Genomic DNA, 26,329 nt, shown 5'->3' on the forward strand with positions numbered 1-26,329 from the left:
CCCTTTTTGTTTATCCCTTTTATTATAGCAGAAAATTCTTTATTTCAGTGAGACTCTTTGAAAATTTTTGATGAGAAATGTAAAATTCTTCAGATAAAGCATCACTGATAATTTTTCCGTATGATTTTGTCAAAATTCGTGGGTCAAGCAAAAGCACAGCCGAACGTTGATTTTCACGTCTCATGGTTCTTCCAATAGCTTGTTTTAGTTTTAAAATAGCCAATGGTAAAGAATAATCATTGAACGGTGATTTAGCTTGCGCTAGCAAATGGTTACTGATTTTCTGAACGAATAAATCTTTTGGATTTTCAAATGGTAAACGTGTAATGACCTCAATCATTTTATCGGATTGTACAAAATCCACACCTTCCCAGAAAGCGCCTGTCCCAAGCAAGATATGACTTTCTCCGCGTTCAAAACGACGTTTGACATTATAAGCTGTCCCGTTTTTCTCTTGTGTCAAATGATGAAGGTCCATCTCATCTAAAAGCTCTGAAACATCAAACATGGCTTTTTTAGAATTAAAGAGCACCAACATCTGTTCATCTAATTGCCTAATCTGATAAATTCGCTCAGCAATCGCATCAGCGTATGCTTCATCTGAAATTTCAGCAACATTTGGCATTTCTTCATCAATCCAAATACGTTGTGACGTTTGCTTGTCTCGCTCAATGCTCATGTAATGGTACTGCTCAAAACCAAGCAAATCTGCAAGACTAACCTGCGGACTGATGTGCAGTGTCGCAGAAACCATGTAAGTCTTGCGTGTTTCTGGCAAAAATTCTTGGAAATTCAAGAGTTCATCACTACTTGCATTTAAGTAAGTCTGACGTTTTTCATTTTCAAAACTTGTCTCAAACCAAAAATCTGTGAACGGCTGTGCAAATAGGGATAACAAATCTTCCAAGCACAGATAACGCCACTCAGGATTAAGAGCAAGCAACTCTTTAGCAGCTTGTTCTACTCGGTGAGCATCTTCTGTCGTCACATAAATTTCTTGATTTTGATAAAAACGTGTGGCAAGATGACTCAATTGGAAAGAAAGACTCTCAATCAAACGTTTTTCAAGCGTTGGCAGGGCAGCATCTAAATGCTTTTCAAGTTTTTGAACCAATTGCGTTACATTAACACGACGTCGTGAAAATTGCTCTAGGTTCAAAATCAATTTTTGCGCTTCGTCAAATACCAAAATTTTCTTAGCCGCAAAAGCCTTATCATCTTGAACACGTTCTAAGAAATACGCATGATTAATAATTAAAAGCTTACTATGCTTAGCATTTTCATAAGTACGATTCCAAAAATCGACATCCTTATACAAGGATTTTTCACTCAGATTACCATCATGCTTAATCTGTTCAAAATAAGCTTCAAAACGCTGCTTCTGTCTGATTTCATCCAAATCTCCCGTTAAAGTTTCTGTTAACCAGACAAGCAATTGCATCTTATAACGATTAACTAGGCGATTGTCCCCTTCTCGGTGCAAGGTTTCCGCAAAAGAATCCAACTTAATATAGTTGCCGGGTCCTTTGATGGATTGGCAAGAAATGTTAAAGACTTCTTGAATCTTTTTAGCTTCATTAGCCATGATTTGGTCTTGTAAAATCTTTGTTGGCACTGAAACAATAATTTGCTCATCTTGTGCTAGCTGCAAAAGTGGCAAAAGATAGCCATAAGTTTTTCCGAGACCAGCCTGAGCTTCTAAGAATGAGATTTTTGAACTTTGAAAATCATCTTTAACCATTTGAGCAAATCGGCTCTGCTTCTCACGCGCATCCAAGCCTAGAAGTGCCATATTTAACTCAAAATCATCAGACAACTTACGTTCACTGCCAATGGCTTTAGCACGTCGTAAAATCAAGCCACCAACTTCTTGGTAGTCTTTTTTTGACATGACTTTCGCTTTTTTAAAGCTCTCCTCAACCAACATCCCCGTTTCAAATAAGAGATTATCAGAAAAAGGTAAGAGTTGTTCTAGCAATTCTTTTGGCAGACTTTCCATTTTTTCTTTTAGTTTTAACAATAGCTGAGCAGTCGCATAAGCATCGGAAATAGCCGTGTGCGCATCTGTCAAATCTAGTTGTAAAACATCTGCTAGGTGACCTAGCGTATATTTTTCAAGGGTCGGATAGAAAACTTGTGATAACTCAACCGTATCGACAAGCGGCGTACGTAGTTCGTATCCTTCTAAGAATAATTTTTCTGCTAAAAGATTGGCATCAAATTTCACATTGTGAGCCACAAATACACAGTCCGAAATCAAGTGATAAATTTCTTGAGCAACTTGTGAAAAATCTGGCGCTTTTGCCAATTGCTCATCTGTTATCCCTGTTAAATGAATAATGTGGTCAGTTAAGGCCTCGTGCGGATTAACATCCGTTTGATAGGTCTTCACAATCTGATCATTTTCAATAATGACAATGCCAACCTGAATAATTTCTGCCATTGCGTGGGCACCCGTTGCCTCCAAATCCACAACAGCATATTTTTGAGAATTAACTTGCATCATAACATTTAAATTATACCATTTTTAAAGCCCACATTCACCTAATCCAAAAAATAAGATAGCGAAAAAATTGCGTTTGACAAAAGAGATTGTATGACTTTTAAAGACTTTTTTGATACACTTTTTTTATGAAGATTTTTAGATTATTAAACCACGTTGCACGTGAAAATACCTACTTATTGGTCAATGACCAAGCTATCATTGTTGTTGACCCTGGTAGCAATACAGATAAAATTAAAGAAAAAATTACGGCTATTGATAAACCCGTAGCTGCTATCTTAATCACACACGCTCATTATGACCATATTATGGGGCTTGATGTGATTCGTGATGCTTTTGGACAGCCTCCTGTTTATATCTCTGAAAAAGAAGCGTCTTGGCTTTATTCACCCAAAGATAATTTCTCAGGCTTAGACCGTCATGCTGACATGGATGATGTGATTTTAAAACCTGCCGAGCACCACTTTCAATATCAAGAAGATTATGTATTAGCTGGTTTTCGTTTTCAAGCACGTCAAACACCAGGACATTCATGGGGAAGTGTTTCGCTAGTTTTCCCTGATGATGACCTTGTTCTCACTGGTGATGCGCTCTTTCGTGAAACCATTGGACGAACTGATTTGCCAACTGGTAACGCAGAACAATTACTAAATAGTATCAAAACTGAACTCTTTAGTCTTCCAAATCACTTCACCGTATACCCTGGTCATGGTCGTGAAACGACTATTGCACATGAAAAGAATTTTAACCCGTATTTTAACACACTATGAAAAAACTTAAAAAATGTCTACTCTACTTTTTAGTTTGTTTAACAACTCTGCTTGTTCTAGGCCTTGGTTTTATTCGTTATAAAACCTACCAAGCGCATCAAAGTTCTATGGCAGCTGCTAAATCCGCTAAAATCACAAAAGACTATCTACTCTTTGAAAGTAAAGAAAGCGCAAAAGCAACTATTATCTTTTACCAAGGTGCTCTCGTTGAGGAAAAAGCCTACGCTAATTTAGCAAATGATTTAGCCGAATCAGGATATAATGTTTACATCTTGAAAACACCCCTAAATCTACCTGTGCTATCGAGTAAAAAAGCTTTAGCCGTCATCAAAGAAAAAAACTTAAAAAATGTCTACCTCGCTGGGCACTCACTAGGTGGCGTTGTTGCCTGCATGAACGCTGATGCAGCCAAAACAAACGTTACTGGTTTAATTCTTCTTGCAAGCTATCCAAGTGAGAAAACAGACTTATCAAAAGACAAGCTAAAAGTTCTCTCAATCACAGCTAGCAAAGATAAAATCCTTAAATGGAACCAGTATAACAAAGCTAAAAAGAGACTTCCGCAAGATACAAAATACGTCAATATCTCTGGAGGTAATCACAGCGAATTTGGAGATTATGGTCACCAAGCAAAAGACGGAAAAGCAAGTATTTCTCAAAAAGAACAAGAAAAAGAAATTGCTACAGCTATTACAAGCTTTATAAATTAAAACAACTTCTGAAAATCAGAAGTTGTTTTTTTATTAAATTTTAAGATAACGTCTCATTGAGATAACTGAACCAAGTGATCCAATAAGAATACCCACAACGAACATACCACCAATAATCATTGGAAGGAATGTATCCGCAGGATATAGAGTCAATCCTTGTACTTCAAATTGTGGATTTACTGATGCGTAAACAGCTTTATAGCCAAAGTAAATGATGATTGATGGAACAATTGCCCCAAGCAAACCAACCCAAGCACCTTCAAAGAAGAATGGGCCACGGATATAAGAGTTCTTCGCACCAACCAAACGCATGATTTCAATATCACGGTGACGAGACATGATAGTCATACGAATCGTATTTGAAATCAAGAAAATAGCTACAACAACGAGAAGAACAGTACCTGCAACTCCCCATGTGCGGATAAATTTAGAAATCTTGAAGAGTTGATCTGAGTTTGAACCACCATAGTTAACTGATTCAACACCTTCAATTTTAGAAATTTTATTAGCTACTTTCTTAACTTTTGATGCTGATGTCGCTTCTACAACGTAAACATCTTGCAATGGATTTGAATCTCCATCAAACATTGCCCAGTCATCACCATATGTTTCTTTCAACTTAGCTAATTGGTCATCTTTACTTGAGAAAGTAACTGATTTAACACCAGAAAGTGCATTGATTTGGTCATAAACTTGGTGATAAGCATCATTTTGAACAGTTTCACCAACTTCATTTGTTTTTGTTTCTGAATTATCAGCAGAGTTAACATCCAAATAAACACTAATTTGAATATTATTTTCAATACCTTGAGCAATTTTTTCAACGTTCAAAAGCACAGCTGCAAAAATACCAACAAGTGTCAATGTAATCGCAACTGAGCTGACTGATGCAATGGTCATCCAGATGTTTCGTTTTAAACTTTTAATAGATTCCCATAAGTGGCGGAAAAAGTGTCTAATCATTATATCCGTATTCTCCTTCCTCTTCATCACGTACAATACGTCCTTCTTCAATTGCGATAACGCGATGGCGAAGGTTATCAACGATTTGTTTGTTGTGTGTTGCCATTAGAACGGTTGTTCCTTGAAGGTTGATACGTTCTAACAATTGCATGATTTCCCAAGAAATTTCTGGGTCAAGGTTACCAGTTGGTTCGTCAGCAATCAAAACTTTTGGATTGTTAACGATGGCACGCGCAATTGCCACACGTTGTTGTTCACCACCAGAGAGTTGATCAGGGAATGAACGCATTTTGTGTTTAAGCCCGACAAGTTCAAGCACTTCAGGCACACGTTTTTTGATTTCACGTGGCTTTTCACCAATTACTTGCATGGCATAAGCAACGTTTTCAAAAACAGTCTTCTTAGGAAGAAGTTTGTAATCTTGGAAGACAACGCCAATGCTACGACGCAAAATTGGGATTTGACGTTTTTTCATTTTTGTAAGGTTAAATTCCCCAACTTTAAGTGTTCCAGCAGAGACTTTTTCTTCGCGGTAAAGCAATTTAATGAAACTTGATTTACCAGCACCAGAAGGACCAACAATATAAACAAATTCACCTGGGTTGACAGATACATTGATATCTCTCAAAGCAGTTGTTGAGCGGTGATACTTTTTAGTTACACCTTTCATTTCAATTAATGCCATTTGTATTTTCCTTTACGATTTTGTTATCCTAAAATTTTACTTTCGAGTTAATCAATACGCCATTTCAAGAAAGCATCGATGAAGCCGTCAATGTCACCATCCATGACTTTATCAACTTGAGCAACTTCATATCCTGTACGGTGGTCTTTAACCATTGTATATGGAGTGAAGACGTATGAGCGGATTTGGCTTCCCCAAGTGATTTCTTTTTTATCACCTTTAAGAGCATCCACTTCTTGCGCTTTTTTCTCTTGTTCTAATTGATAAAGTTTTGCTTGCAACATTTTCATAGCGCGGTCACGGTTACCGTATTGTGTACGGTCAACAGTTGACGCAACAACGATTCCTGTTGGAATGTGAGTCAAACGAACACCGGTTGAAACCTTATTGACGTTTTGTCCACCAGCACCACCCGAACGGAAAGTATCCATCTTGATATCATCATCACGAATTTCAACTTCAATCGTATCATCCAATTCTGGCATTACTTCGACAGAAGAGAATGATGTGTGACGACGTTTCGCCGAATCAAATGGTGAGATACGAACCAAACGGTGAACACCCATTTCTGATTTCAAAAGACCATATGCATTTGGTCCTTCAAAAGAAAGGGTTACTGATTTGATACCAGCTTCATCACCAGCTTGATAGTCAAGGGTTTCAACTTTAAAGCCTTTGGCATTTCCATAACGTGTGTACATACGGAAAAGCATATCAGCCCAGTCTTGAGCTTCCGTACCACCTGATCCTGGGTGAATTTCCAAGATAGCATTGTTACGGTCATAAGGTTCTGATAGAAGAAGTGTCATTTCATAACTTGTCATGATTTTATCAAGTTTTTCAAGAGTTTCTTCTAACTCAGCTTGAATAGAATCATCTTCATCTAACATTTCCAAATATAGTTCTGTCTCATCAGACAATTCTTGCATCTCGTTAAATGTTTCATAGGTTTGTTTCAAACCGTTCAATTCTTGAGATGTTTTCTGTGCTGCAATGTTGTCATTCCAAAAATCTGGCTCAGTCATTTTATTTTCAAGAAGCGCAATGTCTTCTTCCAAACGATCTAAGTCAAAGAGACCTCCTGAAGCTAGTCAACTTCTCTTGATTTTCTACTATTTTTTGGCGGATTTCAGCCACTTCCATGAGATAACTCCTTTATTAAGATATTAAGTTCGTTAAACGAGTATAACAAAAATAGGAATTTTGACGAAGAGCTCTTAAGCTCTAGGAAAAATTATCTTTTTGCACAACTCGTAGAACGTATTCAGTTAACATAAGATATTAAGTCCGTTAAGAAAGCAAGATGAAAATAGGAATTTTCACTCTGCTTTTTAGACTTAATTAATCAAATCTATAATCAGTTTATCTTTACTTTTTGACGCTTTTATAGATTTCCTTACTGCCTTTTTATTTTATCATAAAGGCTGTAAAATTGCTATTGGCTACCATTAGCAGTCATTTTCTTTACCTAGCTTAGGCTACTATTCCTAAAACAATTACCTTTCAATATGACAATGCCATTAAGCTTCTTTTTCAATCACTTGCATAACTTCTGTTAAGCTATCAACCAAGACACTAGCTTGTGATTGATCAATGCCAAATACTTTATCACGAATAGCAATCACTCGCACTCCCGCTGCTACTCCAGCTTGAATTCCTTTTTGACTATCTTCAATAATAACAATATTACCTTTATCGAATCCTAATTTAGCACAAGCAGCATTGTAAATTGCAGGATTTGGTTTACCTTCTTTAAAATCATCACCTGTCAAAATGTAGGTAAAATATTCAATCAAACCACATTTCGTCAAAGCTCGTTCAACATCTTTTCGCACAGTGTTTGAAGCCAATGCTAAGACAAATCCTTTTGCCTTTAAATCAGCTAAAACTTTTTTGGCATCTGGAAAAACTAATTGGCTATAATCTGGTCGATGAACATTTTTATAAGCAGTGTACTCTGCTTCCAAAGCTTTTGTATCATAGTCTGAAATCTTGTCACCTAAAATTTTTTCCCAGAACTGATCCATCCGTCCACCTACAAAAAATTTAGGTGGCAAATGCTTGATAGAAATGCCTTTGCTTCCTAAAAATGCCTCACGACGGTCAAAATAAAAATTCTCAGTGTTAAATAAAACACCATCCATATCAAATATAATCGCTTTAATCATGAAAGCCTCCCCAGAATATTCTACCATAAATTTTTTCAAAGATTTTCAGAAAGCAAAAAAGCTAGGACAATTTGTCCTAGCTAATAGTTAGCATATTTTAAATAGCTTTTTCATCTTGACCAAGGGCACGTTGGATAGCTTTGACAATTTCTGTCAAAACAACCATGAGCAAGCTTCCGATGATGACTGCTAACCATTGTGTCACACTCAAGTGTGAAACGTGGAATAATTGGTTAAATCCAGGTACTGCAATAGTTACCATCAATAGTAGGAAGGCTACTGGAATTGCCCAGTTAAAGGTTCTATTTCTGAAAGCTCCAACTGTAAAGATTGATTGGTAAACAGATTTAACGTTAAAAGCATGAAGCAATTGAATCAAACCAAGGGTAGCAAATGCCATTGTCAAAGCATCTTCGTGCATCATACGATTTGAAGCATGTTCTGGGAACATCAATGCCCATCCGTAAACACCCAAAACAAGTAAAGTTTGGAAAATACCTTGATAGATAATCGCTCCCATAACCCCACCATCAAAGAAGTTTGATTTACGTCCACGAGGTTTGTGAGTCATCACATCTGGTTCAGCTGGTTCAACACCAAGCGCAATCGCTGGTAGCGTATCTGTTACCAAGTTAATCCAAAGAAGATGAACAGGTTGAAGCACATCCCAACCAAATAGTGTGGCAAAGAAGATTGTGAAGACTTCTGCCATGTTAGCTGAAAGAAGGTATTGAATTGATTTTTGAATATTAGAGAAGACCTTACGTCCTTCTTCAACGGCAACGATAATCGTTGCAAAGTTATCATCAGCAAGGACCATATCAGAAGCCCCTTTAGAAACTTCTGTACCAGTAATCCCCATACCGATACCGATATCAGCTGTTTTTAGCGATGGCGCATCATTAACACCATCACCAGTCATGGCAACAACTTTACCTTCATTTTGCCATGCTTTAACGATACGAACTTTGTGTTCAGGAGACACACGTGCATAAACTGAATATTGTTTGAAGACTTTTTGGAATTCTTCGTCTGACAATTCATTAAGTTCCGCACCTGTGAAAACATGATCTTGACCATCTTCTTCGATAATACCAAGACGTTTAGCAATAGCTTCTGCTGTATCTTGGTGGTCACCAGTAATCATAATTGGACGAATACCAGCTTCCTTAGCAACAGCAACAGCTTTCGCTGCTTCTGGACGTTCTGGGTCAATCATTCCGACAAGACCTGAGAAAATCAAATCAGACTCAACAATATCTGATTCAAGTGTTGGCACTTCAGAAACATATTTATAAGCCATCATCAAAACACGAAGAGCTTGTTTAGCAAGGTCTTTATTGACTTGCAAAATAGCTTTCTTCTCATCAGCTGTAATATCACGAACTTGACCATTTTCTTCGATACGAGTCACACGTTTAAGCAATTGATCTGGCGCACCTTTAACAGCAACAAGGTACTTACCATCAGCTTCTTTGTGAATCGTTGACATTAATTTACGTTCAGAATCAAATGGCAATTCTGCCACACGTGGTTCTTTTTTTAGAACTTCACGAATATCAAAACTGTGGTCAAGACCAAATTGAACAAGTGCTGTTTCAGTTGGGTCTCCGATTAATTTACCATTTGGATCAATTTTTGTATCATTGGCAAAGTTCATGATACGAAGTGTGTTGTTATCAGCTGCAATTTCGCTAGTAGCATTTTGCAATTGACCATTTGTGTACACTTTTTCAACTGTCATTTGGTTCATTGTCAATGTCCCAGTTTTATCTGAGGCAATGATTTCTGTAGAACCAAGTGTTTCAACAGCTGGCAATTTACGAACGATAGAATTACGTTTGGCTAAGGTTGTTGTCCCCATTGACAAAACGATTGTTACGATGGCAGGCAAACCTTCTGGAATAGCAGCAACAGCAAGTGCAACGGCAACCATTAATCCGTTAAGCGGAGCTTCACCACGAACAAAGACACCGATAAGGAAAGTAACAGCAGCAATCCCTACAATCAAGTAAGTCAATACTTTAGACAATTGGTTAAGGCTTTGTTTAAGTGGTGTGTCTGTTTCATCGGCATTTGCAAGCATATCAGCAATTTTACCAACTTCGGTAAACATACCGGTGTTAACAACCACACCAACACCACGTCCGTAGGTAACATTTGAGTTTTGGTAAGCCATATTCACACGGTCACCGATACCTGCATCAGCTGGAACATCAACAGACAAATCTTTCTCAACTGGAACAGATTCACCGGTCAAAGCTGCTTCTTCAATTTTCAATGATGCAGCTTCTAAAAGACGCATATCTGCTGGAACAACATCCCCTGCTTCAAGCATGACAATATCACCAGGCACTAATTCGCGTGAATCAATTTCCACCACATGACCATCACGACGAACACGCGCAATCTGACTAGACATGTCTTTTAGTGCTTCAATCGCTGCTTCTGCTTGACCTTCTTGGTAAACACCAAAGGCTGCGTTCAAGATGACAACAGCAAGAATAATTAAAGCATCTGTCAATCCGTGCATTCCTTCTGTAATAACAGAAAGAGCCGCAGCGACCAACAAAATGATAATCATCAAATCTTTGAACTGATCGATGAATTTCGCAAACAAACCACGTTTTTCACCTTCATCAAGTTCATTGTGACCAAATTCGTCCAAGCGTTTTTGAGCTTCGGCTGTAGACAAACCATCACGTGATGACTTCAGAGTTTCCAATGTTTCATCTTTGCTCTGTGTATAAAACAGAGCTTTACTTTGTTCTTTAGACAAAATAACTTCCTCCTATGGTCTCCTCTATAGAAAAAGAGACCTGTTTTTTTAAAACAAGTCTCGCTGTTTAAGACAGGGCCGGAAATTTCTTTCGTAATGACGACCATGTCACGGGCTTTACCCGTCTGCTACTCCCTTGAATACAGAGTAATCATATCAATTTTAAAACCATTTGTCAACTAAACACATGAGTCTCAAGGCTTGATACATCAAGCTTTGGTTAGGCTTACAACCACTTGATTTCTAGCTGATAGTTTGCAAAAACATTATCTCCTTCAACTTGTTTTAGTTGATAGTGGATTTTAAGATTTTGCTCTTTGGTATCCAACTCATAAACACTGGTTTGTGTTTGTAAATGTTGCATACCAACTGGGGTTGGAATAGCAACTATAGCTGGCAGTTCGCGATGAAATCGCATAATTGATTTTGGCTTTGAAAAACGTGTCATAATCAACTCTTGGTCATTACACTTAAGCATAACCGTTTCTTTTTCTTCATTGGTATAGGTAAGGTAGATATGACCATTTTTTTCGGTTAATTTGACTGGGTATGATTGCTCAACTAACTCAACTTGTCCATCTAAATCAATTTTATTCTTAATATGAAGTTTCATCTAAGTAAGCTTCTTCCTTTCTCTAAAATTATACCAATTCTTTCTTCGTAAAGCTAATAATAACGCTGGTTTAACGCTTAATCGCTGATGAACGAAGCAAACTTGTTCCAGTAAAAATAGCGATGAAAACAATCAGTATTTTAAACTTATTGATATCTAGCTGACTGAGGAAAAAGGCAGCCGTCAAGACACCAAAAGAACCACCAATAATGATTCCTAGAACCCCCGGCCAATTCACACGACCAGATTTAATAAATTCTGTCGTACTTGCTGACATAATAACTGCTGCGTCAAGCATCATCACTGGAAGTGCAATCGACGGATTAATCCCAAGCATTGAAAAGAAAATCAATTCTGGAGCATAGTTTCCTAATCCCATGGTCATCAAAATACCAATCGTAAAATTGAACACTATACCAACCAAAAGCCAAATGCCGTGAAGACCGTGAACACCGTCACCCATTCCTGCACCAGGATTTGCAATCATGCGATAAACCATGATAAGCGCAGCAATAATCAACAGCGTTCCTAAAGTTCTTTGCACATGACGTGTGTCCCAGTTTTTCGTAAGACGTGTCCCGACAAGAGCTCCCACAAAAGAAGCCGTTGCCATCGCTAACAAGGTTGGCAATTCCACTTTCACAATCGTGATAAAGCAAAGTGCCTCAATCAAGACTGGAATGACGTGAGCAGTTGATAAGGTCGCAGGAATCTGTTTATCATCCTTGACTAATTTTGTTGCCTTAAAAAGCGCCGTACTAGTCGCAAACGTTCCAATTCCTAAAGTATCTAGTAAGTCTGTCAGATAGCCTATCCATAGACCTGTCCAGAATCTTTCCTTTAAATTAATTTTATTTTTCTTGGCATGCAAGATGATATTTCCAAAAATCCAAATAATTAAGAAAACCAAAAAAATCTGGATTAAACGTAAGATAAGTTCATTTGTCATAGACTCCATTATAAGCAATTTTTTAACTTTCGTAAACAAGATTATTTCAATAGTTAAACCCTTAGCATTTTTAGCTTTTTTGTTATAATGAAACTATGAATGAAAAAGTATTTCGTGACCCTGTTCACAATTATATAACCGTCAATCATCCGGTCATTTATGACCTTATCAATAGTAAAGAATTTCAGCGTCTACGTCGTGTCAAACAAGTCTCGACAACTGTTTTCACCTTTCATGGCGCTGAGCACAGTCGTTTTTCACACTGCTTAGGCGTTTATGAAATTGCTAGACGAGTAACTGAGATTTTTGATGCCAAATTTCCAGAGATTTGGGATTCTAATGAAAATCTTTTAACCATGGTAGCAGCCCTCTTACACGATGTGGGGCATGGTGCTTATTCACACACTTTTGAAAAGCTTTTCGATACTGACCACGAAGCTATTACTCAAGAAATTATCACTAATCCTGACACGGAAGTTAATGCGATTTTACGCCGAGTATCCCCAGATTTTCCTGAAAAAGTGGCAAGTGTCATCAACCACACTTACCACAACAAGCAAGTGGTGCAACTCATCTCTAGCCAGATTGACTGCGACCGAATGGATTACCTTTTGCGCGACTCCTACTACAGTGGAGCAAGATATGGTCAATTTGATTTGACACGCATCTTGCGTGTTATTCGTCCAACAGCTGACGGCATTGTCTTTGAATATAACGGCATGCACGCTGTCGAAGACTACATTGTCAGTCGATTTCAAATGTACATGCAAGTCTATTTCCACCCCGCTAGCCGAGCTATGGAAGTCTTGCTGCAAAATCTCTTAAAACGTGCTAAATACCTTTATCACATTGATAGCCACTTCTTTGAAAAAACGTCACCAAATCTCATCCCATTTTTAGCTAATCAAGCTAGTCTAGCCGATTATTTATCGCTGGATGATGGTGTGATGAACACTTATTTTCAAGCTTGGATGACTGCTGAAGATGACATTCTAGCAGATTTAGCCAGCCGTTTTGTTAACCGTAAGGTTTTCAAATCCGTAACTTTCGAAGAAGAATCTCGTAAGGACCTCAGTCATTTAGTTGAATTGGTAAAATCTGTTGGTTTTGACCCAGACTATTACACTGGTATTCATGTTAACTTTGACCTTCCCTATGACATTTACCGCCCTGAAAAGAAAGAGCCACGTACTGAGATTAATATGATTCAAAAAGATGGCTCAGTTGTTGAGCTCTCAACCATCTCACCGATTGTAAAGACTTTGACAGGAACAATTTATGGCGATAGACGCTTCTACTTTCCAAAAGAAATGCTCAGCGATGATGACTTATTTGCTCATACCAAAAAAGAATTTATGAGCTATATCTCAAATGATCATTTTGTCTCACCCAATTAAGAAGTTAGAGATGAAACTGATGACAAATTGTCTAGGTTTCACCTAGCTTCTTTTCTTTTTTTAAAATGAAAACGGTACCTCTTAGAATTCCTTGTGTTCCCCATGACAAATAAGCCACTTTTTAGTAAGATATATAGGTAGAGATTCTTTAGGAGGGGTAAATTAACCTTATGTCTATTAAATTAGTCGCTGTCGATATCGACGGCACACTCTTAACCAACGACCGTAAAGTCACGCCTGAAGTTTTCGAGGCTGTTCAAGAAGCTAAAAAACAAGGTGTTAAGGTCATTATCGCAACTGGACGTCCTATCCCAGGTGTTCAGCCACTTCTTAACGAATTAAATCTAAGAGAAGAAGGCGATTATGTTATTACCTTCAATGGTGGACTAGTCCAAGATACGTCAACCGGTGAAAACATCATCACGGAAACCATGACTTACGAAGACTATCTTGATATTGAATTCCTTAGCCGTAAATTGGATGTTCACATGCATGCAATCACGAAAAAAGGTATTTACACGGCTAACCGCAACATTGGAAAATACACGGTTCACGAATCAAGTTTGGTTAATATGCCAATTTTTTACCGCACTCCAGAAGAAATGGGCGATAAAGAAATTATTAAAATGATGTACATCGATGAACCTGAAGTTCTTGATGCTGCCATCGAAAAAATTCCACAAGAATTCTTCGATAAATACACGATTGTTAAATCAACACCATTTTACCTAGAATTCATGAACAAAAAAGCCAGCAAAGGAAATGCCATCAAGCACCTTGCTGAAAAAATGGGGCTTACTGCTGAACAAACTATGGCTATCGGTGATGCCGAAAATGACCGTGCCATGCTAGAAGCGGTTGGAAACCCAGTTGTTATGGAAAATGGTACACCAGAACTTAAAGAAATCGCTAAATATATTACAAAATCAAACGAAGAAAGTGGCGTTGCACACGCCCTTAGAGAGTGGGTCTTAAAATAATGTATAGCTATAAAATCGGTATCTCAGCTGAAGAACACGATAATTTTGCAAAATCAAGCAATCAAACAAACCTTTTACAATCATCAAATTGGGAAAAAGTTAAAGACAATTGGGACAACGAACGTATTGGTTTTTACAAGGATGACCAATTAGTTGCTTCTGCTTCTATCCTAATCAAAGCATTGCCACTTGGCTTCACTATGCTTTACATCCCACGTGGACCAATTATGGATTACAGTGACAAAGAACTCGTCGCATTTGTCATCAAATCACTTAAAAAATACGGTAAAACAAAACACGCTCTTTTCATCAAAATGGACCCAGCTTTGTTGCTTAAACAATACAAAATCGGTGAAGAAGTTGATGAAAATAAAGACACACTTCTTGCTATCGACAACTTAAAAGCTGCTGGCTGTGAATGGACTGGACGCACAACAACTATTGCTGAAAGCATCCAACCTCGTTTCCAAGCCAATGTCTACACACAAGAAGACATGACATCAACTTTCCCTAAACACACAAAACGTTTGATGAAAGACGCCGTTCACCGTGGTGTTATCACTACGCGTGGTACAATCGATGACGTCAAAGCTTTTGCTGATGTCGTTGCCCTTACAGAAAACCGCAAAGGTGTTGCTCTTCGTAACGAAGATTACTTCCGTAAAATGATGGAAATTTATGGTGATGATGCTTACCTACACTTGGCAAAAGTTAACTTACCAAAACGTTTGGCTGAATACAAAGAACAATTGGCTCAAATCGAGAAAGACTTGTCTGAAACAGCTGAACACCAAAAGAAACGTTTGACAAAACTCACTCAACAAAAAAATTCTGTTACAAAATACATCAAAGAGTTTGAAGAATTCGTTGAAAAATACCCTGATGAATTAATCATCGCAGGTATCTTATCAGTATCATTCGGTAACGTTATGGAAATGCTTTACGCTGGTATGAACGATGAATTCAAGAAATTCTATCCTCAATACTCACTTTATCCAAAAGTATTTGAAGATGCTTACGCTGATGGCATCATCTGGGCAAATATGGGTGGTGTTGAAGGAACACTCGATGACGGTTTGACTAAATTCAAATCAAACTTCAACCCTACAATCGAAGAATTCATCGGTGAATTTAACATTCCAGTAAATGGTTTGCTTTACAAACTATCAAACTTGGCTTATAACATTCGCAAACAAAGGAGAAATAGCCATTAATGTCTCTTGAGATTATCGATAAAAAAGTTTTTGAGACTTTTTGCAATACCGTCAACTACAAATCTTTCATGCAATCTGTCGAAATGGCAGATTTGCTTGAAAAACGTGGCTACCAAGTCACTTTTCTTGGGTTAAAAGAAGCTGATGAACTCCAAGTTGCTGGTGTCCTTTACACTATACCAGTAGCTGGCGGACTTCATATGGAAATCAATTCTGGTCCTGCTTCTCGTGATCAGTCTTACCTAAAAGCCTTCTACCAAGGCCTTCAAAGCTACGCCAAAGAAAATGGTGCCATCGAATTATTGGTTAAACCATTTGATACCTATCAACACTTTGATACCAATGGTGAAGCAACTGATGATGAAAGAATCAACTTGATTGAAGATTTCACATCACTAGGCTATCAACACGATGGTCTTATGACAGGTTACCCTGGCGGTGAGCCTGATTGGCATTACGTCAAAGATTTGACTGATTTGGATGAAAAATCCTTACTAAAATCATTTAGCAAAAAAGGTCGTCCACTTGTTAAGAAAGCTAAAACATTTGGAATTACTCTTCGAAAACTTGATCGCAGTGAACTTCCGCTCTTTAAAGAAATCACTTCTGCAACTTCTAACCGCAGAGATTATGTCGATAAGTCACTAGACTACTATCAAGATTTCTATGATTGCTTTGGTGACGCTTGTGAATTTATGGTAGCAAGCCTTAATTTCCAAGATTACCTCAAACATCTTGAAAGTGACCAAGCTAAACTTGAAAAACGAATCGAGAAACTTCGCACAGCTATTGAAAACAATAACGGATCTGAAAAGAAACAAAATCAGTTGCGTGAATTATCAAGTCAATCAGCTACATTTGATACACGTATTGCAGAAGCCAAAACATTCATTGAAAAATATGGCTCACAAAACGTTATCTTAGCGGGTAGCCTCTTCGTTTATACCAAACAAGAAGCTGTCTATCTCTTTTCAGGTTCATACCCTGAGTTCAATAAATTCTACGCACCAGCTCTTCTTCAGGAATACGTCATGTTAGAAGCTATTAAACGCGGTATTACCACTTATAACCTCTTAGGTATTACAGGAGAATTCGACGGTTCTGACGGCGTTCTACGCTTTAAACAAAACTATAACGGCTATATTACTCGTAAGATGGGAACATTCCGTTATTACCCACATCCTCTCAAATACAAACTTATTCATAATCTCAAAAAAATTCTTAGACGTTATTAAATAAAAGGCTTGGAAATAAAATCCAAGTCTTTTTTAGTACAAAAAAACTACCTGTCCTAGGACAAGTAGTTTTTAATATGGCTTCAATGATTCTTGATTATTTTACGAAATCAAGAAGAGCAAGGAAGCTTTCTGGTTGAAGTGATGCACCACCAACAAGAGCACCATCAACGTCTGGGCAAGCCATGTAAGCTGCAACGTTTTCAGGTTTAACTGAACCACCGTATTGAACGCGAACTTTGTCAGCTACTGCTTGACCGAAGTCAGCTGCAACTGTGTCACGAACTACTTTACACATTTTTTGTGCGTCGTCTTGGCTAGCTGATTTACCAGTACCGATAGCCCAGATTGGTTCGTATGCGATAACAAGTGAAGAAACTTGTTCTTCTGACAATCCAGCAAGTGCAGCAGAAACTTGTCCACCTACGAATTCAGCAGCTTTACCAGCTTCATAAGTTTCAAGAGTTTCACCACAGCAGATGATTGGAAGCATACCGTTAGCAAAGATAGCTTTTGCTTTTTTGTTGATATCTTCGTCAGTTTCGTGGAAGTATTCACGACGTTCTGAGTGACCGATTACAACGTAGTCAGTTCCCATTTCAGACAATACTTTAGGGCTGTTTTCACCAGTGAAAGCACCAGCGTTTTCAAAGTAGCAGTTTTCAGCAGCAACTTTAAGGTTTGAACCTTTAGCTGCAGCAAGAACTGTTGAAAGGTCAAGTGCAGGAGCTGCAATACCAGCTTCAACAAGTTCTGATGAAGGCAATTTAGAAGCTACTGCTTCAACGAATGCTTTAGCTTCTTCTGGATTTTTGTTCATTTTCCAGTTACCAGCGATAAATGGTTTACGTGACATTTCACATACCTCTTCTATTTTTATTTACCCCCTTATTTTATCATATTTTCAGCATCTTTTAAAGGTTCGAGGGGATTTTTACACATAATCATGAAAGAAATTGCAAAAAAAGAGCCCCTTTCGGGACTCTTTCCACAATTACTATCTGACTAATAATTGTTATCTGGGAACTTAATTAATTAACTAAAATTAAGCTTCGATTTCTGAAACGATACCTGAACCAACAGTACGTCCACCTTCACGGATTGAGAATGTAGTACCTTGTTCAACGGCGATTGGGTGAATCAATTCAACGTCGATAGTAACGTTATCACCAGGCATTACCATTTCAGTACCTGCTGGAAGTTCGATTGAACCAGTAACGTCAGTTGTACGGAAGTAGAATTGTGGACGGTAGTTGTTGAAGAATGGAGTGTGACGTCCACCTTCTTCTTTAGTAAGGATGTAAACTTCACCTTTGAATTTAGTGTGTGGGTGGATTGAACCTGGTTTAGCAAGAACTTGACCACGTTCGATTTCATCACGTTGGATACCACGAAGAAGAACACCAACGTTATCCCCTGCAAGACCTTCATCAAGTTGTTTACGGAACATTTCAACACCAGTAACAACAGCTTTTTGGATGTCGTCACGGATACCAACGATTTCAACTTCGTCGTTGACTTTAACAGTACCACGGTCGATACGTCCTGATGCTACAGTACCACGACCAGTGATTGAGAATACGTCTTCGACTGGAAGAAGCAATGGTTTGTCAGTATCACGTTCTGGTTCTGGAATGTATTCATCTACAGTGTCCATCAATTCCATGATGATGTCTTCGTAGTGAGTGTCACCTTCAAGAGCTTTAAGTGCTGAACCTTGGATAACTGGAAGTTCATCACCTGGGAAATCGTATTCTGAAAGAAGGTCACGGATTTCCATTTCAACCAATTCAAGCAATTCTTCGTCATCAACAAGGTCAACTTTGTTCATGAAGACGATAAGGTGTTTAACACCAACTTGACGTGAAAGAAGGATGTGTTCACGAGTTTGTGGCATTGGACCATCTGTTGAAGCTACTACAAGGATAGCACCATCCATTTGGGCAGCACCAGTGATCATGTTTTTAACGTAGTCCGCGTGTCCTGGAGCGTCGATGTGAGCGTAGTGACGTTTAGCAGTTTCGTATTCAACGTGTGCAGTGTTGATTGTGATACCGCGTTCGCGTTCTTCAGGAGCAGCATCGATAGAAGCGTAATCTTTTGGTGTGTTAACTGCGCTTGGAAGACGACGAGCAAGAACTGTTGTAATTGCAGCTGTCAAAGTAGTTTTACCGTGGTCAACGTGTCCAATTGTACCAATGTTAACGTGTGGTTTACTACGATCGTATTTTTCTTTTGCCATTTGGGTAAAAGCCTCCAATAAAATATATTTTATAGATAGACAGTAGGCAATACAGTCTAACTTTACCTTACTATTTTAACAAATTATGCAAGAATTGCAAGTATTTTACTGCTTAATTTAAGATTTCTTCATTTCGTAAGGGTGTGAATAGACAAAATATAACCATTTTTACTTGTATTTACATGAAAGAAACTTCCATTTTCAAGTTCACTTTCCTTCTTTTCTTTAACAAAAAAATCCCCTAATTTCTTAGGAGATTTCTATTTATTAATAAAAGCTATCTAAATCAATAACGTTATCTTCTTCGTGGATTTGGGCTGCTCGTTGTTTTGCTCGTAACTCTGCTTCTGCTTCGCGATAAATTTCTTCACGTTTTTCATTAGCATCGATATTCAAAACAAAACCAACCGCTACCGACAAGACCAAAACACTATTTCCTCCCTGCGATAAGAATGGAAAGGTAACCCCTGTAGATGGAATCAAGCCTGAAATTCCACCGATATTAACGAAAGTTTGCATTAGAATCATTCCTCCGATTCCAAGAGCAATCATTGAGTTAAACGGATTTTTAGCCTTAATACCAACATGCATGATGCGCAAGATTAGGAAAAATAGCAGAGCTAGGATGAGGCTTGCACCAATCATGCCAAGTTCTTCCATCACGACTGGGAAAACAAAGTCTGTGGTTGCTTCTGGGAGATAGCCACCTTTTTCGATAGAATTTCCAAGACCACGACCAAACCAGCCACCGTTACTCATTGCATAATAAGAGTGTGCCAATTGGTGTCCTGAATCGGACAAGTCTTTAAATGGGTTATAAAAGGCGCTGAAACGTTTAGCAACATAACCAAAGACAGGAACTTTCCCCATCTTATCAACCCCGACAATAGCAATTATGCCAAGAAAGACTGTTGAGAAGGCTGTGATGGTTGCCAGAATAGCTGAAAACCAACGATAACCTACACCACTGATAGAATACATAATCAAACCAGTCAAAACGACGATAGCTGCATTTCCAAGGTCAGGCTGCGCCGCAACCAAAAGAACCATAACTAACGAATACACGCGCCAATCTTTCAAATCGTTAAGCTTAGTTGGCCACCATTTGCACTTAGTCAAAGCTTGATAGTCATATGTCGAAATCAATTCTTGACGCCTTGCAAATGTAAAGGCTAAGAACCACACGATGATGATTTTTAAATACTCAGCTGGTTGGAAACTAATAGGACCAATGACAATCCAACCGTGGGCACCGTTGACGGTCTTGGTGAAGAAACGTGCAATCAACAAAAGCACTACTTCTACCATCATAGTCATTGTCAAAACACGAGAGTTTTTCAAAAAGTTTAATTTTAACTTATATATAAAACCAATTGCAAATAGACTGATTAACCAAAAAACACCCTGGTTCAGTACTGACATAAAGGGATTCACACCATACTGAATCAGTGTCGCACTAGTTGTTGAATAAACAACAATCAGTCCAATTACTGAAAGGATTAAATAAGGCACTAGGATAGAGTAATTTAGGAGATGCCTTTTATCAATTTTCATAGAGTCACCTATAATATCTTCGAATTTATCATATGACATTATATCATCTTTCTGGACTAAAAAAAAGTCAAAGTCTGAGAACTTAATCCCAGACCTTGACCTTGGTTAAACATATCAGCCAGAATTACGTAATCCTGTGGCAATACCATTAATTGTAGTGTGAATGAGTTTTTCGTAATCTTCGTCCAACTCATCGTGGCGCAAACGTTTAATTAATTCAATTTGAATGTAGTTCAAAACGTTAAAGTATGGAATACGATAATCCAAACTTGCGCGAAGTGATGGATTTTCTTCCAACAAGTTATCATGTTTTTCAATTGCCAAGATAACATCTTTTGTCAATTGCCATTCGTCAAGAATAACATTGAAGACATTACGAACTTCTTCACTTTCAGCCAATTTAGAATATTGGAAAGCAATATTCATATTTGATTTAGACAATACCATGTCTACATTCGAAAGAAGTGAGTGGAAGAATGGCCATTTTTCATACATGTGTTGAAGTTTTTCAAGGTTACCTTCTTCAGCATCGATGAAATGTTTGAAGGCAGAACCAACACCGTACCAACCTGGGAACATGATACGACTTTGTGACCATGAGAATACCCAAGGAATTGCACGAAGACCAGAGATTTCTGTGATTGTCTTACGAGCAGCTGGACGTGAACCAATGTTCAAGCTTGATACTTCTTTAATTGGAGTAGCTTCGAAGAAGTAATCGTAGAAATGTGGATTGCCAAATACCAAATCACGGTAAACGCCATTTGAGTATGTCACAATGCCATCCATTGTTTCACGGAAAGTATCGATTTCATCTGGATTTGTAATCATACGAGTAACGATACGGTCAACTGTCGCTGAAAGCAACATTTCAAGGTTGTAGTAAGCAACGTCTTTATTTCCGTATTTGTTTTCGATGATTTCACCTTGTTCTGTCAAACGAATGCGGTCTTTAATAGAACCAAATGGTTGTGATGTGATTGCTTCATATGATGGACCACCACCACGACCGACAGTACCACCACGACCATGGATGAATGTCACTTTAATACCACGTTCTGAACCGATGCGAGTCAATTCATTTTGAGCTTTGTAAAGTGTCCATACAGATGATAGGTAACCACCGTCTTTGTTACTATCTGAGTAGCCAAGCATGATTTCTTGGTAACCTTTGTTAGCTGTAACCCAACGACGAACGATATCATAATCAAGGAATTCTTCCATGATACCACGTGAGTTTTCAAGGTCTTCGATAGTTTCAAAAAGTGGTACGATTTGAACACGCGCTTTTTGATTATCAAGAAGTCCAACTTCTTTAAGCATGATAGCCAATTCAAACATATCAGAAACACTTTCAGTGTGTGAAATGATGTGTTGTTTGATGACTTCATCACCTAATTTATCTTTAAGGTAACGAGCTGTTTGGAAAATAGCCAATTCTTTTTGAAGTTGTTCTGATTTTTCGGCATTTGTTGATGACAATGTGCGTGGGTCTTCTTGCAATTCTTTAAGAAGAACTTTAACTTTTTCTTCTTCAGAAAGTGCACTGTAGTCGTCAACGATATTTGCTGATTTCAACAATTCTGCGACACAAGCTTCGTTAACGCTTGAATCTTGGCGCATATCGATTGTTGCAAGGTAGAAACCAAAGACATCAACGGCTTGAAGCAACTCGCTAAAGTCACCTGTCAAGAGAGCATCGTCTCCATTATCAAGTAATGATTGTTTGATGATGAGCAAGTCGTCTTTGAATTCTTTAGCTGTTTTATAACTTGGAATTTCATCTTGAAGTTCTGATGAAACTTTATTAACTTTGTTTTGCAAATACTTAGCAATAACACTTGCGTTGTTAGTGCTTGCGTAAACGTCTGAACCAAGTTTACTATTTTCAAGTGCACGACGTGAAATAGTTGGACCAGCTTTCAATTCAATCAATGTTTGAATCAATTTTGATTGGATATAGTTGAAAGCTTTACGGTATGGTTCATTTTCACGATAAATTGATTTATCGCTTGATAATTCTGCCAAACGTTCAACTTCTGGGCTGATTTTAGTCAACGTTGTTGAAAGTGAGAATGTGCGGTAAAGACCTGTCAATTTTTCAATGTAGTAATTGATGATGACTTCACTTTGAACAGTAGCTGACAAACGAAGAGTTTCAGCAGTTACGTATGGGTTACCATCACGGTCACCACCAATCCACATACCCATTGTGATAGGTTTTGGATTTGTAAGGTCGATACCTTTTTCAGCAGCCAAACGTTTGTACTCTGACGTCAACTTAGTAATCGCTTGAATTAAGGATCCATTGTAATATTCCATTACATTGGTAATTTCATTTTTTACCTTAAGTTTTTTCTCACGAATGATGTCCGTTTGCATGATGATTTCAATGTAACGGCGTAAGTCAGTGTACCATTTATCGCGATTAACTACTCCTGCTTTCACATCACGATATTTACGCAAAAGGTCGTGAATATGGTTTGTTAATTCAAGAACCGTTTTACGTTGAACTTGTGTTGGGTGAGCAGTCAATACAGGTACAACATTTACGTTTTCAAGGATTTCTTTAGAGTTTTCACTTTCTGAAACCATGTCAACAGTCATAGAGAGTTTGCCAAGATAATCCTGATTTGTATTATTTTGGTAGTTGATTTCATAAGCAAAGTCAACGTCTTCAGAAATGTTGATTAACAGTGGCAAAATTGAAAAATAACGAGACACAACAACCATCTCTTCGTTGGTCAACTGAGCTACTAGTTCTTCAAGTTTGCCGTATTCATCACTTGCTGACAATTCAACAATGTTTTGAATTTTAGCGAATACCTCATCACCAACCATTTGATGGGTTGTTTCATCGAGTAAGCTTTTTAGTACTTTGACTTCCTCGGTAATGATCGACTGGGTATCATTGTTCTCCAGTTTTTGGATTGTCACACTCTTCACTCCTTTTTTGTTCGGATTTTAATCCTTTATTACAAGCGTACTACTTAATCATACCACTTTTTACGGAAAATGTAACCCAATTTCTATAAATTGCACATTATTTTATATAATTTTCTGACTTTTTTAAATAAACTTGTTAGCCAGAATTTCTGACAAAGCTTGTTAGATAAGCAATGTCACCGCTTTACTAAAAAACAAGCTTGGCTTAAAAAATTTTTTAGAAAAATAGTGACTCTCTTTTCAGTTAACCACTTTTTTCTGATATACTGTTCCATAATAATGTTATAAGAAGAGGTACAACCATGGAATTAAAACACCGTTCTGAATTTCCTGAAAATGAACTGTGGGATTTAAGCGCTCTTTACCAAGACCGCGAAGATTTTCTACGTCATATCGAAAAGACACTAGAAGATATTAATCTTTTCACGAAAAACTACCAAGATAAACTTTCAACTGTCGATGACTTTACTCGTGCACTTTATGAAATCGAGCAAATCTACATCGAGATGAGTCACATTGACAATTACGCTTTTATGCCACAAACGACAGATTTTAGCAACGAAGAATTTGCGCAGATTGCCAAAGCTGGAGCTGATTTCTTTACCAAAGCTAATGTAGAACTCAGCTTCTTTGACACTGCTCTTGCTACTGCTGATTCTGATATTCTTGATGCTCTTGAAGCGAACCCACATTTTAGCACAGCCATTCGTCAAGCCAAAATCAAGAAAAGTCACTTTATCTCACCAGAAGTTGAAAAAACATTGACTAATCTTGGCGAAGTTTTCGGGGCACCGCAAGATATTTACACTAAGATGCGTGCAGGTGACTTTGAAATGGACGATTTTGAAGTTGATGGTAAAATCTATAAAAACTCTTTCGTCACTTACGAAAACTTCTATCAAAACCATGAAAATGCTGACGTTCGTGAAAAAGCTTTTCGTTCTTTCTCAGCAGGACTTCGCAAACACCAAAATGCCGCTGCTAGCGCTTATCTTGCCAAAGTCAAATCTGAAAAACTTATCGCCGATATGCGTGGCTATGACTCAGTCTTTGATTATCTTTTAGCTGAACAAGAAGTTGACCGTGCCATGTTTGATCGACAAATCGACCTTATCATGACTGAGTTTGCACCAGTAGCCCAAAAATATCTCAAACACGTTGCCAAAGTCAATGGTCTTGATAAAATGACGTTTGCTGACTGGAAACTTGATTTGGACGCTGAACTTAATCCTGAAGTCACTATTGATGACGCTTATGATTTAGTCATGAAATCTGTGGCACCTCTTGGTCAAGAATATGCAAACGAAGTCTCTCGTTTTAGAAAAGAACGCTGGGTCGATTTTGCTGCTAATGCTAACAAAGATTCTGGTGGCTATGCTGCTGACCCTTACAAAGTTCACCCCTATATTCTCATGAGTTGGACAGGTCGTATGTCTGACGTTTACACACTTATTCATGAAATCGGGCATTCTGGTCAATTTATCTTCTCAGACAATAACCAAAGCTACTTCAACACTCACATGTCAACTTATTATGTTGAAGCCCCATCAACTTTCAATGAACTGCTTTTAAGTGATTATCTTGAAAAACAATTTGATAATCCTCGTCAAAAACGCTTTGCGCTAGCGCATCGTTTGACAGATACTTACTTCCACAACTTCATCACACACTTATTGGAAGCTGCTTTCCAACGTCGTGTTTATAACTTGATTGAAGAAGGGAAAACATTTGGTGCTGAACAGCTTAACAACATTATGAAAGATGTCCTAAGTCAATTCTGGGGTGATGCGGTTGAAATCGATGACGATGCTGCTCTTACTTGGATGCGTCAAAGTCATTACTACATGGGACTTTACAGCTACACTTACTCAGCTGGTATGGTGATTTCAACTACTGGTTACCTTAACCTGAAAAACAATCCAAATGGTGACAAAGATTGGCTTAATTTCTTAAAATCTGGTGGTTCACGCACACCGCTTGATACTGCAAAATTAATCGGTGCTGATATCTCAACAGCTCAACCACTGCGCGACACTATCCAATTCTTAAGTGATACTGTCGACCAAATCATCACTTACACAGAGGAGCTCAACCATGACTAATCTCTACGACTTCACCGTCAAAGCTCAAGACGGCACTGATATTTCTCTTTCAAAATACCAAGGCAAGGTTCTTTTAGTAGTTAATACAGCAACTGGATGTGGCTTAACTCCACAATACGAAGGCTTGCAAAAACTCTACGATACTTATCATGACAAAGGCTTTGAAATTTTAGATTTTCCTTGTAACCAATTTATGAATCAGGCGCCGGGAACTGCTGATGAGATCAACACTTTCTGCACGCTAAATTATCAGACTACGTTCCCACGTTTTGCTAAAATCAAAGTCAATGGTAAAGAAGCCAATCCACTTTATGACTGGCTAAAAAGTCAAGCAAAAGGACCTCTTGGCAAGCGTATTGAATGGAATTTTGCCAAATTCCTCATTGACCAAAATGGAAATGTCGTCAAACGCTTTTCTGCAAAAACAGAACCTGAAACAATTGTTACAGAACTAGAAAGCCTTTTCAAATAACATACCCCAGAAAAGCTTATTGCAAAGGCTTTACTGGCGTTACTGAC

The 26,329-nt window shown here is 38.0% G+C and carries 20 protein-coding genes; 8 read left to right on the forward strand and 12 right to left on the reverse strand.

Annotated elements, in window-relative coordinates:
* Positions 1–22: 22 nt before the first annotated feature.
* A complete protein-coding gene (locus SFC32_RS00225) occupies positions 23–2,506 on the reverse strand; it encodes a bifunctional DnaQ family exonuclease/ATP-dependent helicase (protein WP_411049603.1) in 2,484 nt (827 codons plus the stop codon).
* A 125-nt stretch (positions 2,507–2,631) separates the two neighbouring features.
* Here SFC32_RS00225 and SFC32_RS00230 point away from each other — a divergent pair, with 125 nt between their 5' ends.
* Together SFC32_RS00230 and SFC32_RS00235 are read left to right on the forward strand one after the other, a co-directional pair.
* The gene (locus tag SFC32_RS00230) at positions 2,632–3,273 is read left to right on the forward strand and encodes an MBL fold metallo-hydrolase (RefSeq protein ID WP_074564091.1); all 642 of its coding nucleotides are present in this window, start codon (positions 2,632–2,634) and stop codon (positions 3,271–3,273) included.
* Complete coding sequence (locus SFC32_RS00235; RefSeq protein ID WP_205399397.1) at positions 3,270–3,983, forward strand: alpha/beta hydrolase; 714 nt, start codon at positions 3,270–3,272, stop codon at positions 3,981–3,983. The genes SFC32_RS00230 and SFC32_RS00235 overlap by 4 nt, the downstream gene beginning before the upstream one ends.
* 33 nt (positions 3,984–4,016) lie before the next feature.
* Here the strand turns inward: SFC32_RS00235 and ftsX are convergent, their stop codons facing one another.
* The 7 genes from ftsX to SFC32_RS00270 form a co-directional block, all read right to left on the reverse strand.
* Positions 4,017–4,946: a permease-like cell division protein FtsX gene (gene ftsX, locus SFC32_RS00240; RefSeq protein ID WP_039696556.1), complete on the reverse strand. Its 930-nt coding sequence runs from the start codon at positions 4,944–4,946 to the stop codon at positions 4,017–4,019.
* Positions 4,939–5,631, reverse strand: a complete 693-nt coding sequence (ftsE, locus tag SFC32_RS00245; RefSeq protein WP_074481476.1) for a cell division ATP-binding protein FtsE — start codon at positions 5,629–5,631, stop codon at positions 4,939–4,941. The genes ftsX and ftsE overlap by 8 nt, the downstream gene beginning before the upstream one ends.
* A gap of 47 nt (positions 5,632–5,678) precedes the next feature.
* Positions 5,679–6,774 (reverse strand): peptide chain release factor 2 gene (prfB, locus tag SFC32_RS00250; RefSeq protein ID WP_142349661.1). Its coding sequence is split into 2 segments (ribosomal slippage): positions 5,679–6,701 and positions 6,703–6,774, totalling 1,095 coding nucleotides; the frame shifts between segments, so codons are not numbered across the junction.
* 377 nt (positions 6,775–7,151) lie between these two features.
* A complete protein-coding gene (locus SFC32_RS00255; RefSeq protein ID WP_074626435.1) occupies positions 7,152–7,799 on the reverse strand; it encodes an HAD family hydrolase in 648 nt (215 codons plus the stop codon).
* Between the two features lie 97 nt (positions 7,800–7,896).
* On the reverse strand, positions 7,897–10,578 hold the full coding sequence (locus SFC32_RS00260) for a cation-translocating P-type ATPase (protein WP_074564099.1): 2,682 nt from the start codon (positions 10,576–10,578) through the stop codon (positions 7,897–7,899).
* Between the two features lie 226 nt (positions 10,579–10,804).
* Positions 10,805–11,191, reverse strand: coding sequence for a DUF1934 domain-containing protein (locus SFC32_RS00265; RefSeq protein WP_411049602.1), 387 nt, complete (start codon positions 11,189–11,191; stop codon positions 10,805–10,807).
* 70 nt (positions 11,192–11,261) lie between these two features.
* Positions 11,262–12,140, reverse strand: coding sequence for a sulfite exporter TauE/SafE family protein (locus SFC32_RS00270; RefSeq protein ID WP_074965154.1), 879 nt, complete (start codon positions 12,138–12,140; stop codon positions 11,262–11,264).
* Between the two features lie 95 nt (positions 12,141–12,235).
* On the opposite strand from SFC32_RS00270, the gene SFC32_RS00275 reads away from it, so the two are divergent.
* The 4 genes from SFC32_RS00275 (at position 12,236) to SFC32_RS00290 (ending at position 16,966) form a co-directional block, all read left to right on the forward strand.
* Positions 12,236–13,537: an HD domain-containing protein gene (locus SFC32_RS00275; protein ID WP_411049601.1), complete on the forward strand. Its 1,302-nt coding sequence runs from the start codon at positions 12,236–12,238 to the stop codon at positions 13,535–13,537.
* Positions 13,538–13,707: 170 nt separating this feature from the next.
* Positions 13,708–14,517: a sugar-phosphatase gene (yidA, locus tag SFC32_RS00280; RefSeq protein WP_074564106.1), complete on the forward strand. Its 810-nt coding sequence runs from the start codon at positions 13,708–13,710 to the stop codon at positions 14,515–14,517.
* Positions 14,517–15,731 carry an aminoacyltransferase gene (locus SFC32_RS00285; protein ID WP_074564107.1) on the forward strand — a complete coding sequence of 405 codons (1,215 nt, stop codon included), beginning with the start codon at positions 14,517–14,519 and terminating at the stop codon, positions 15,729–15,731. The genes yidA and SFC32_RS00285 overlap by 1 nt, the downstream gene beginning before the upstream one ends.
* Complete coding sequence (locus SFC32_RS00290; RefSeq protein WP_411049600.1) at positions 15,731–16,966, forward strand: aminoacyltransferase; 1,236 nt, start codon at positions 15,731–15,733, stop codon at positions 16,964–16,966. Before SFC32_RS00285 ends, SFC32_RS00290 begins: the two co-directional genes overlap by 1 nt.
* 97 nt (positions 16,967–17,063) lie before the next feature.
* Here SFC32_RS00290 and tpiA read toward each other — a convergent pair whose 3' ends face one another.
* The 4 genes from tpiA to ppc form a co-directional block, all read right to left on the reverse strand.
* Positions 17,064–17,822: a triose-phosphate isomerase gene (tpiA, locus tag SFC32_RS00295; protein ID WP_009854602.1), complete on the reverse strand. Its 759-nt coding sequence runs from the start codon at positions 17,820–17,822 to the stop codon at positions 17,064–17,066.
* Positions 17,823–18,011: 189 nt separating this feature from the next.
* Positions 18,012–19,208: an elongation factor Tu gene (gene tuf / locus SFC32_RS00300; RefSeq protein ID WP_074481466.1), complete on the reverse strand. Its 1,197-nt coding sequence runs from the start codon at positions 19,206–19,208 to the stop codon at positions 18,012–18,014.
* 267 nt (positions 19,209–19,475) lie between these two features.
* On the reverse strand, positions 19,476–20,762 hold the full coding sequence (gene ftsW, locus SFC32_RS00305) for a cell division peptidoglycan polymerase FtsW (RefSeq protein ID WP_039696546.1): 1,287 nt from the start codon (positions 20,760–20,762) through the stop codon (positions 19,476–19,478).
* Between the two features lie 114 nt (positions 20,763–20,876).
* On the reverse strand, positions 20,877–23,699 hold the full coding sequence (gene ppc / locus SFC32_RS00310; protein WP_133017866.1) for a phosphoenolpyruvate carboxylase: 2,823 nt from the start codon (positions 23,697–23,699) through the stop codon (positions 20,877–20,879).
* 311 nt (positions 23,700–24,010) lie between these two features.
* Between ppc and pepF the strand changes: the two genes are divergently transcribed.
* Positions 24,011–25,810, forward strand: a complete 1,800-nt coding sequence (gene pepF, locus SFC32_RS00315) for an oligoendopeptidase F (RefSeq protein WP_411049599.1) — start codon at positions 24,011–24,013, stop codon at positions 25,808–25,810.
* Positions 25,803–26,282 carry a glutathione peroxidase gene (locus SFC32_RS00320; RefSeq protein WP_074481460.1) on the forward strand — a complete coding sequence of 160 codons (480 nt, stop codon included), beginning with the start codon at positions 25,803–25,805 and terminating at the stop codon, positions 26,280–26,282. Before pepF ends, SFC32_RS00320 begins: the two co-directional genes overlap by 8 nt.
* The last annotated feature ends 47 nt before the right edge of the window (positions 26,283–26,329 follow it).

Source organism: Streptococcus sp. TATVAM-FAB8 (genome assembly GCF_046592795.1).
Lineage (GTDB): Bacteria > Bacillota > Bacilli > Lactobacillales > Streptococcaceae > Streptococcus > Streptococcus ruminicola.

Excerpts from the sequence above, each read along its gene's own strand:
- SFC32_RS00275 (WP_411049601.1), top strand. The coding sequence starts at position 12,236 with ATGAATGAAAAAGTATTTCGTGACCCTGTTCACAATTATATAACCGTC.
- tuf (WP_074481466.1), bottom strand. The coding sequence starts at position 19,208 with ATGGCAAAAGAAAAATACGATCGTAGTAAACCACACGTTAACATTGGT.
- SFC32_RS00225 (WP_411049603.1), bottom strand. The coding sequence starts at position 2,506 with ATGATGCAAGTTAATTCTCAAAAATATGCTGTTGTGGATTTGGAGGCA.
- SFC32_RS00290 (WP_411049600.1), top strand. The coding sequence starts at position 15,731 with ATGTCTCTTGAGATTATCGATAAAAAAGTTTTTGAGACTTTTTGCAAT.
- SFC32_RS00255 (WP_074626435.1), bottom strand. The coding sequence starts at position 7,799 with ATGATTAAAGCGATTATATTTGATATGGATGGTGTTTTATTTAACACT.
- ftsE (WP_074481476.1), bottom strand. The coding sequence starts at position 5,631 with ATGGCATTAATTGAAATGAAAGGTGTAACTAAAAAGTATCACCGCTCA.
- ftsW (WP_039696546.1), bottom strand. The coding sequence starts at position 20,762 with ATGAAAATTGATAAAAGGCATCTCCTAAATTACTCTATCCTAGTGCCT.
- tpiA (WP_009854602.1), bottom strand. The coding sequence starts at position 17,822 with ATGTCACGTAAACCATTTATCGCTGGTAACTGGAAAATGAACAAAAAT.
- SFC32_RS00270 (WP_074965154.1), bottom strand. The coding sequence starts at position 12,140 with ATGACAAATGAACTTATCTTACGTTTAATCCAGATTTTTTTGGTTTTC.
- ftsX (WP_039696556.1), bottom strand. The coding sequence starts at position 4,946 with ATGATTAGACACTTTTTCCGCCACTTATGGGAATCTATTAAAAGTTTA.
- SFC32_RS00230 (WP_074564091.1), top strand. The coding sequence starts at position 2,632 with ATGAAGATTTTTAGATTATTAAACCACGTTGCACGTGAAAATACCTAC.
- yidA (WP_074564106.1), top strand. The coding sequence starts at position 13,708 with ATGTCTATTAAATTAGTCGCTGTCGATATCGACGGCACACTCTTAACC.
- SFC32_RS00320 (WP_074481460.1), top strand. The coding sequence starts at position 25,803 with ATGACTAATCTCTACGACTTCACCGTCAAAGCTCAAGACGGCACTGAT.
- SFC32_RS00265 (WP_411049602.1), bottom strand. The coding sequence starts at position 11,191 with ATGAAACTTCATATTAAGAATAAAATTGATTTAGATGGACAAGTTGAG.
- SFC32_RS00285 (WP_074564107.1), top strand. The coding sequence starts at position 14,517 with ATGTATAGCTATAAAATCGGTATCTCAGCTGAAGAACACGATAATTTT.
- SFC32_RS00235 (WP_205399397.1), top strand. The coding sequence starts at position 3,270 with ATGAAAAAACTTAAAAAATGTCTACTCTACTTTTTAGTTTGTTTAACA.
- pepF (WP_411049599.1), top strand. The coding sequence starts at position 24,011 with ATGGAATTAAAACACCGTTCTGAATTTCCTGAAAATGAACTGTGGGAT.